This is a genomic window from Rhodoblastus sp. (genome assembly GCF_041915505.1).
In the GTDB taxonomy this organism is placed as follows: Bacteria; Pseudomonadota; Alphaproteobacteria; order Rhizobiales; family Beijerinckiaceae; genus Rhodoblastus.
In genome coordinates this window covers 1-8,463 of sequence record NZ_JAYSBG010000143.1, presented here as the reverse complement: position 1 = coordinate 8,463, position 8,463 = coordinate 1, and the positions used below count along the sequence as shown (strand labels likewise).

Genomic DNA, 8,463 nt, shown 5'->3' with positions numbered 1-8,463 from the left:
GCGCAGAAGCGCGTGGTCTATGAGCCGACCAAGCTCAGCCAGGAATATCGCAGCTTCGATTTTCTCTCGCCCTGGGAGGCTGCTGAATATGAGCTTCCCGGCGACGAGAAGGCCACCAAGCAGGTCTGAGCCGATGCGCGTCCTCTCCCCAATCCTGGCGGCTGTCGTCGTCCTGGCTTGTCTGGGCGGGGCGCCGTCGCGCGCGCAGGAACCCGCGAGCCAGGCGGCTTCGCCGGCGCAGGACTCTTCGGCGGCGCAGGTCGAGGCCAAACTGAAGGAAGCCGATCCCGCGACCGTCGCGGTGGCGGAGACCTTCGCCAAGAGCTTCAACCTGGGCGGCATGATCTCGAAGAGCGTGCCCTTTCTGGTTCAGGACGTCGACCGCAAGCTGCGGGCGAAAAATCCCGACCTGACCGACGAGCAGTCCGAGGCTTTCGTCGCGGCCTTTCTCAAGAGCCTGATGGACGACAACGGGCGGACCGTGGAGCGGGCGATCGTCCTGGCCATGGTCGAGATCATGAACAAGGATGAGCTGGAGGCGCTGATCCGTCTCCAGTCGACGCCGGCCGGGGCCAGCGCCTTGAGGAAGATGCCGTTGCTGTCGGCGCGCATGGCCCAGGTCATGCCGCTGATGGAAACCTATGTCGTGCCTCGGGCGATGGAATCGGCGCAGGCGCAATTGCGCAAGAACGGCGTAGACCTGAAAATCTGATGGGCGAGCAGCACATGTCCGAACAGAACCCGCGCACCTTCTCGATCAATTTCGGTCCGCAGCATCCGGCCGCCCACGGCGTTCTGCGTCTCGTGCTGGAGCTCGACGGCGAAGTGGTCGAGCGCGTCGACCCGCATATCGGCCTGCTCCATCGCGGCACTGAAAAGCTGATGGAAGCCCGCACCTATATGCAGAACACGCCCTATTTCGATCGGCTCGACTATTGCGCGCCGATGAATCAGGAGCACGCGTTCTGCCTCGCGATCGAAAAGCTGCTGGAGGTTCAGGTTCCGCGCCGCGCGCAGTTGATTCGCGTGCTTTACTGCGAAATCGGCCGCCTGCTCTCGCATATCCTCAACGTGACGACGCAGGCGATGGACGTCGGCGCGCTCACCCCGCCGGTCTGGGGTTTCGAAGAGCGCGAAAAGCTGATGGTGTTCTATGAGCGCGCCTCCGGCGCCCGCATGCACGCCAATTATTTCCGCCCGGGCGGCGTCGCCAAGGACCTGCCGACCCAGTTGATCGAGGATATCGGCGCCTGGCTCGACCCCTTCCTCAAGCTCTGCGACGATCTCGAAGACCTGTTCGTCGAGAACCGCATCTTCAAGCAGCGCAATGTCGATATCGGCGTGGTCACGCTGGAGGAGTGCTGGAAATGGGGCTTTTCCGGCCCGGTGCTGCGCGGCTCCGGCGCGGCCTGGGACCTGCGCCGCGCGCAGCCCTATGAATGCTACGAGGAAATGGAATTCGACATTCCGGTCGGCAAGCATGGCGATTGCTACGACCGCCAGGTCGTGCGGCTGGAGGAAATGCGCCAGTCGGTCCGCATCATGCGGCAATGTGTGAACAAGCTGCTCGACCGCGCCAATGAAGGCCCGGTGCTGGCACCGAATCATAAGGTCACGCCGCCGCGTAGGCCCGAGATGAAGCGCTCGATGGAAAGCCTGATCCATCACTTCAAATTGTTCACCGAAGGCTTCCACGTGCCGGCCGGCGAAGTCTATACGCCGGTCGAGGCGCCCAAGGGCGAGTTCGGCGTCTATCTCGTCGCCGACGGCACCGACAAGCCCTACAAGTGCAAGATCCGCGCGCCGGGCTTCGCCCATCTCCAGGCGATGGATTTCCTGAGCCGCGGCCATCTGCTGGCCGACGTCTCCGCCATTCTCGGCGCGCTCGACATCGTGTTCGGGGAGGTCGACCGGTGACCGCCATGGAAGCCCTGCGCAAGAACGCGCATTTCCTGATCTCCGGCTTCGTCTCGGCGATCGTCGTGCTCGGCCTGATGCGCTGGTCGAGCGGCGCGCCTTTGTTTCAGCCGCAATCCGATTTCGGCCTTCTCCTCGGCGCCGTTCTGGTGACCGGTTTCGTCGTCTTCAAGGATATGCGCAGCTCCAACGGGAAGCACACATCATGAGCGTTCGCCGTCTCGCCGATCAACAGCCCGCGAGCTTCGAGTTCACGCCCGAGAATCTGGCCTGGCTCGATGCGCAGATCGCCAAATATCCGCCCGGTCGCCAGCAATCGGCGGTGATCCCGGCGCTGTGGCAGGCGCAGAAGCAGCATGATTACTGGCTGCCGCAGAAGGCGATCGAGAAGGTCGCCGACCTGCTCGGCATGCCCTATATCCGCGTGTTCGAGATCGCGACCTTCTACACGATGTTCAATCTCGCGCCGGTCGGGAAATATTACATCCAGCTCTGTGGCACCACGCCCTGCATGCTGCGCGGTTCGGACGACCTGATCCGCATCTGCGAGGAGCGCATCGGCGAACAGCGCCATGTCACCGCCGACGGCCTGTTTTCCTGGCTCGAAGTGGAGTGCCTCGGCGCCTGCTGCAACGCGCCGATGGTGCAGATCAACGACGATTATTACGAGGATCTCGACGCGGCGAGCTTCACCAAACTGCTCGACGATCTCGCGGCGGGCCGCCCGGTCCATATCGGCCCGCAGAACGGTCGCCTGAACTCCGAACCGCTCGGCGGCCTAACCGCTTTGACCGAGTTCTACGGCCCCGACGGCAAGAGCGGGCCGCTCACCGACATGCAGGCGGCCTGTCAGCCGGCCTATCCGGACGAGGCGGGCGCGCAGCCCGCCAAATCCGGAAACTGAGGAGACGAGGATGCTTCAGGACAAGGATCGCATCTTCCAGAACCTTTACGGCTACGGCGACTGGGGCCTGGAAGGCGCCCGGAAACGCGGCGCCTGGGACAACACCAAGGGCCTGCTCGAAAAGGGTAAGGACTGGATCATCAATGAAATGAAGGCCTCGGGCCTGCGTGGGCGCGGCGGCGCCGGCTTCCCGACCGGCCTGAAATGGTCCTTCATGCCCAAGCCGGATCCGGCGCGGCCGTCCTATCTTGTGGTCAATGCCGACGAATCGGAGCCCGGCACCTGCAAGGATCGCGAGATCATGCGCAGCGACCCGCATCTGCTGGTCGAGGGCTGTCTCATCGCCGGCTTCGCCATGGGCGCCTCGGCGGCCTATATCTATGTGCGCGGCGAGTTCATCTTCGAGCGCGAGCGTCTGCAGGCCGCGGTCGATCAGGCCCATGCGGCCAATCTGATCGGCAAGAACAACATTCACGATTATCCCTTCGACGTTTACGTCCATCACGGCGCCGGCGCCTATATCTGCGGCGAAGAGACGGCGCTGCTGGAATCGCTCGAAGGCAAGAAGGGCATGCCGCGCCTCAAGCCGCCGTTCCCGGCCAATATGGGCCTCTATGGCTGCCCGACCACGGTCAACAATGTCGAATCCATCGCCGTCGCGCCGACCATTTTGCGGCGCGGCGCGGCGTGGTTCGCGGGCTTTGGGGCCAAGAACAACGCCGGCACCAAGCTCTTTTCCATTTCCGGCCATGTGAACAAGCCGTGCAATGTGGAAGAGGCGATGTCGATCCCCTTCCGCGAGCTGATCGAAAAGCATTGCGGCGGCATTCGCGGCGGCTGGGACAATCTGCTGGCGGTGATTCCGGGCGGCTCCTCGGTGCGCTGCGTGCCGTCCCATGAAATCATCGATTGTCCGATGGATTTCGACAGCCTGTCCAAGCTGAAGTCCGGCCTCGGCACGGCGGCGGTGATCGTCATGGACAAGTCCACCGACATCATCCGCGCCATCGCCCGCCTGTCGCATTTCTACAAGCACGAGAGCTGCGGCCAGTGCACGCCCTGCCGCGAGGGCACCGGCTGGATGTATCGCGTGATGCAGCGCATGGTCGAGGGCCGCGCGCAGAAGAAGGAAATCGACATGCTGTTCGACGTGTCGAAGCAGATCGAGGGTCACACGATCTGCGCGCTCGGCGACGCGGCGGCCTGGCCGATACAGGGCCTGATCAATCATTTCCGTCCGGTGATCGAGGCGCGCATCGATTCCTATACCGCGCGGGCGGACAAGGACGCGGCCAAGGTCGCGGCGCAGTGAGTTTGCCCCGGCGCGACGCCGGGGTTTGCGGGGCCGCGGGGCGGCTCCATGAGGGATTGGACTGCGGCTTCGTCCAGGCGAAACCGCGAGAGGGCCAAAGGGGCAGTTGAATGGCCAAGATCATCGTCGATGGCGTCGAGGTGGATGTCCCGCCGGAGTATACCTTGCTCCAGGCGTGCGAGGAGGCGGGCAAGGAAATCCCGCGCTTCTGCTATCACGAGCGCCTGTCGGTCGCCGGCAATTGCCGCATGTGCCTGGTCGAGGTGAAGGGCGGCCCGCCCAAGCCGACCGCCTCCTGCGCCATGTCGGTGCGCGACCTGCGTCCGGGCCCGAACGGCGAACCGCCGGTGGTTTTGACCAATTCGCCGATGGTCAAGAAGGCGCGCGAAGGCGTGATGGAGTTCCTGCTCATCAACCATCCGCTCGACTGCCCGATCTGCGACCAGGGCGGCGAATGCGACCTGCAGGACCAGGCCATGGCCTTTGGCCTCGACCGTTCGCGCTATCACGAGAGCAAGCGCGCGGTGGAGAACAAATATATCGGCGCGCTGGTCAAGACCGAGATGAACCGCTGCATCCATTGCACGCGCTGCGTCCGCTTCACCGCCGAAGTCTGCGGCACGTCCGACATGGGCGCCATCGGCCGCGGCGAGGACATGGAGATCACCACCTATCTCGAACATGCCATGGTGTCCGAGCTGCAGGGCAATGTCACCGATCTCTGCCCGGTCGGCGCGCTGCTGCCCAAGCCGCAGAATTTTCGCGCTCGCCCGTGGGAATATAACAAGACCCCCGGCGTCGACGTGATGGATGCGCTCGGCTCCTCCATCCGCATCGACACCCGCGGCCGCGAAGTCATGCGCATCCTGCCGCGCGTCAACGAGGCAGTGAACGAGGAGTGGATCTCCGACAAGAGCCGCCAGATCGTCGACGGCCTCAAGACCCAGCGTCTCGACCGTCCCTATGTGCGCGAGAACGGCAAGCTGAAACAGGCGAGCTGGCCGCAGGCCTTCGCCGCCATCGCCGCCAAGGTCAAGGCGGCGTCGCCCGAGCGGATCGGCTTCATCGGCGGCGACCTGTCGTCCGTCGAGGACCTGTTCGCCGCCAAGGCGCTCGCCGAATCGCTCGGCGTGAAGAATATCGACGCCCGTCAGGATGGCGCGAAGCTGCACCCGGCGCAGGGCCGCGCCTCCTATCTGTTCAACGCGAAGGTCGAGGGGATCGACCACGCCGATGCGCTGCTGATCATCGGCTCCAATCCGCGCTGGGAGGCGCCGGTGCTCAACGCCCGCATTCGCCGGCGCTGGCGCAATGGCAATTTCCCGATCGCCGTCATCGGCGAACAGCTCGACCTGACCTATCCCTATACCTATCTCGGCGCGACTCCGGACGCTTTGGCCAAACTGGCGACGGGCGAGGGCTTCGGTGAAATCCTCGCCAAGGCGGAGCGTCCGCTGATCCTGGTGGGGCAGGGCGCTCTAACCCGCGAGGATGGCGCGGCCATTCTGGCTCTGGCCGCCAAGCTCGGCGCGCCCAAGGGCGACTGGACCGGCTTCTCGGTCCTGCACACGGCCGCGTCCCGCGTCGGCGCGCTCGACATCGGCTTCGTTCCGGGCGAGGGCGGCCTCGATGCGCAGGCCATCGCCAAGGCCGGCGCGCAGGACGTGGTCTTCCTGGTCGGCGCCGACGAGATTTCGGTCGAGCCGGGCGCTTTCGTGGTCTATGTCGGCTCGCATGGCGATCGCGGCGCACACCGCGCCGACGTCATCCTGCCCGGCGCGGCGTATACCGAAAAATCCGGCACCTATGTGAACACCGAGGGCCGCGTGCAGCTCTCGGATCGCGCCGCCTTCCCGCCGGGCGAAGCACGCGAGGAATGGGCGATCTTCCGCGCCCTGTCCGCCGTGCTCGGCAAGCCGCTGCCGTTCGATTCGCTCAGCGCCCTGCGCGCCAAGCTCTACGCCGCCTATCCGTGGCTGGCGCGGATCGAAGCCATCGCTACCTCCGATCCGGTCGTGCTGGCCTCGCTGCCGGGCGGAACGCTCGGGCAGGGGGCTCTGGTGTCGCCGATTTCGGATTTCTACCTGACCAATCCGATCGCCCGCGCCTCGCGCGTCATGGGCGAATGTTCCGCGCTGGCCAAAAGCCGCGTGACCGCTCAAGCCGCGGAATGAGGAGAAGAAGACCGTGGACCTCCTGCTCTCCATTCTCCTGATCGTCGTCAAAAGCCTGGCCTTGCTCGTCGTCGGGCTGGTCCTGGTGGCCTATTACATCCTGATGGACCGCAAGGTCTGGGCGGCGGTGCAATTGCGGCGCGGTCCGAATGTCGTCGGCCCCTGGGGCGTCTGGCAGTCCTTCGCCGACATGATCAAATTCCTGGTCAAGGAGCCGATCATTCCGGACGGCGCCAACAAGGGGGTGTTCCTGATCGCGCCGCTGGTCACCGCGACCTTGTCGCTGGCGGCCTGGGCGGTGATCCCGGTGAGCGACGGCTGGGCGGTCGCCAATCTCAATGTCGGCGTGCTCTATATTTTCGCCATTTCGTCGCTCGGCGTTTACGGCGTCATCATGGGCGGCTGGGCGTCGAATTCCAAATATCCCTTCCTGTCGGCTCTGCGCTCGGCCGCGCAGATGGTGTCCTACGAAGTCTCGATCGGCTTCGTCATCATCACCGTCCTACTCTGCGCCGGCTCGCTCAATCTCAACGATATCGTTCACGCCCAGGACAGCAAATGGGGCCTGTTCGGCTGGTACTGGCTGCCCTTGTTCCCGATGTTCGTGATCTTCTTCATCTCGGCTCTGGCCGAGACGAACCGCCCGCCCTTCGATCTGGTCGAAGCCGAATCGGAGCTGGTCGCGGGCTTCATGGTCGAATATTCGGCGAGCCAATATCTGCTGTTCATGCTCGGTGAATATGTCGCCATTGTCACCATGTGCGCGCTGATGACCATCCTGTTCTTCGGCGGCTGGCTGCCGCCGCTGAATATCGCGCCCTTCACCTGGGTGCCGGGCGTGGTCTGGTTCGTGCTCAAGGTGAGCTGGTTCTTCTTTCTGTTCGCCATGGTCAAGGCCTTCGTGCCGCGCTATCGCTACGACCAGTTGATGCGGCTGGGCTGGAAGGTCTTCCTGCCGATTTCGCTGGCTTTCGTGGTGATCGTCGCCGGCGTCCTGCAATTCGTCCTCCACGTCGGCCAGTGAGGTGATCGCCATGCAGATCGCAACCGCAGCCAAGGCTCTCCTGCTCAAGGAATTCGTCGGCGCCTTCTTCCTGTCCTTCCGCTATCTGCTGAAGCCGAAGGCCACGTTGAACTATCCGCACGAAAAGAACCCGCAATCGCCGCGCTATCGCGGCGAGCACGCCCTGCGCCGTTACCCGAACGGCGAGGAGCGCTGCATCGCCTGCAAGCTCTGCGAGGCGATCTGCCCGGCGCAGGCCATCACCATCGAGGCGGCGCCGCGCGGCAATGACGGCACCCGCCGCACCACGCGTTACGACATCGACATGACGAAATGCATCTATTGCGGCTTCTGCCAGGAAGCCTGCCCGGTGGACGCCATCGTCGAAGGGCCGAACGCCGAATTCGCGACGGAAACGCGCGAGGAATTGTTCTTCGACAAGCAGCGCCTGCTCGACAATGGCGCGATCTGGGAGCGCGAAATCGCGCGCAACCTCGCCGCCGACGCGCCCTACCGCTGAATTCTCCCGCGCCCTCGCGGCGCGGGTTTCCCGACTTTACCTTTACCCGTGGCCGACTCTTGATTAAGCACGGTCGGCGAATGAGAGAACAAGGCCCGCACATCGGGCGCACAGGTGGACCATGACGCTAGCCACGGCCTTTTTCTATCTGTTTTCGATCGTCACGATCGCTTCCGCCGTCATGGTCATTTCGGCGCGCAACCCCGTCCATTCGGTGTTGTTCCTCATCCTCGCCTTCGTCAATGCGGCGGGTCTGTTCCTGCTCACCGGGGCCGAATTCCTGGCGATGATCCTGATCGTCGTTTATGTCGGCGCGGTGGCGGTGCTGTTCCTCTTCGTCGTCATGATGCTGGACGTCGATTTCGCCCAGTTGAAGGAAGGCTTCCTGCAATATCTGCCGGTCGGCGCGCTGGTCGGCCTGATCGTGCTGGTCGAACTGGTCACGGTGATCGGGGTGTGGAGCGTGGCGCCGCAGACGGCCCTGTCCACGCCGACGCCGGAAGGCCTGACCAACGCCGAGGCGCTCGGCCGCGTGCTCTATACGCAATATGTCTATCTGTTCCAGGCGGCCGGCTTCGTCCTTCTGACCGCCATGATCGGCGCCATCGTGCTGACGCTGCATCACCGGACCAA

Annotated in this window: 9 protein-coding genes and 1 pseudogene; all 10 read left to right on the top strand. The window is 64.2% G+C overall.

What is annotated here, in order from left to right; genetic code table 11:
* Nucleotides 1-129 (top strand): annotated as a pseudogene (locus ACE3S9_RS10595) (NADH-quinone oxidoreductase subunit C); the annotation flags it as partial.
* A gap of 4 nt (nucleotides 130-133) precedes the next feature.
* Nucleotides 134-712, top strand: coding sequence for a hypothetical protein (locus tag ACE3S9_RS10590; protein ID WP_374546423.1), 579 nt, complete (start codon nucleotides 134-136; stop codon nucleotides 710-712).
* Nucleotides 713-726: 14 nt separating this feature from the next.
* Nucleotides 727-1,917 carry an NADH-quinone oxidoreductase subunit D gene (locus ACE3S9_RS10585; protein WP_374546422.1) on the top strand — a complete coding sequence of 397 codons (1,191 nt, stop codon included), beginning with the start codon at nucleotides 727-729 and terminating at the stop codon, nucleotides 1,915-1,917.
* Nucleotides 1,914-2,126: a hypothetical protein gene (locus tag ACE3S9_RS10580; protein ID WP_374546421.1), complete on the top strand. Its 213-nt coding sequence runs from the start codon at nucleotides 1,914-1,916 to the stop codon at nucleotides 2,124-2,126. Before ACE3S9_RS10585 ends, ACE3S9_RS10580 begins: the two co-directional genes overlap by 4 nt.
* Nucleotides 2,123-2,821 carry an NADH-quinone oxidoreductase subunit NuoE gene (gene nuoE, locus ACE3S9_RS10575; RefSeq protein WP_374546420.1) on the top strand — a complete coding sequence of 233 codons (699 nt, stop codon included), beginning with the start codon at nucleotides 2,123-2,125 and terminating at the stop codon, nucleotides 2,819-2,821. Before ACE3S9_RS10580 ends, nuoE begins: the two co-directional genes overlap by 4 nt.
* A 10-nt stretch (nucleotides 2,822-2,831) precedes the next feature.
* Nucleotides 2,832-4,133, top strand: a complete 1,302-nt coding sequence (gene nuoF / locus ACE3S9_RS10570) for an NADH-quinone oxidoreductase subunit NuoF (RefSeq protein WP_374546419.1) — start codon at nucleotides 2,832-2,834, stop codon at nucleotides 4,131-4,133.
* A gap of 110 nt (nucleotides 4,134-4,243) precedes the next feature.
* The gene (gene nuoG, locus ACE3S9_RS10565) at nucleotides 4,244-6,307 is read left to right on the top strand and encodes an NADH-quinone oxidoreductase subunit NuoG (RefSeq protein WP_374546418.1); all 2,064 of its coding nucleotides are present in this window, start codon (nucleotides 4,244-4,246) and stop codon (nucleotides 6,305-6,307) included.
* 13 nt (nucleotides 6,308-6,320) lie between these two features.
* Nucleotides 6,321-7,331 carry an NADH-quinone oxidoreductase subunit NuoH gene (nuoH, locus tag ACE3S9_RS10560; protein ID WP_374546417.1) on the top strand — a complete coding sequence of 337 codons (1,011 nt, stop codon included), beginning with the start codon at nucleotides 6,321-6,323 and terminating at the stop codon, nucleotides 7,329-7,331.
* 10 nt (nucleotides 7,332-7,341) lie between these two features.
* Nucleotides 7,342-7,830 (top strand): NADH-quinone oxidoreductase subunit NuoI, encoded by a 489-nt coding sequence (nuoI, locus tag ACE3S9_RS10555; RefSeq protein ID WP_374546416.1) that lies wholly within the window; start codon nucleotides 7,342-7,344, stop codon nucleotides 7,828-7,830.
* A gap of 121 nt (nucleotides 7,831-7,951) precedes the next feature.
* Nucleotides 7,952-8,463 (top strand): NADH-quinone oxidoreductase subunit J (locus tag ACE3S9_RS10550; RefSeq protein WP_374546415.1); only part of this gene is annotated, 512 nt, incomplete at its 3' end.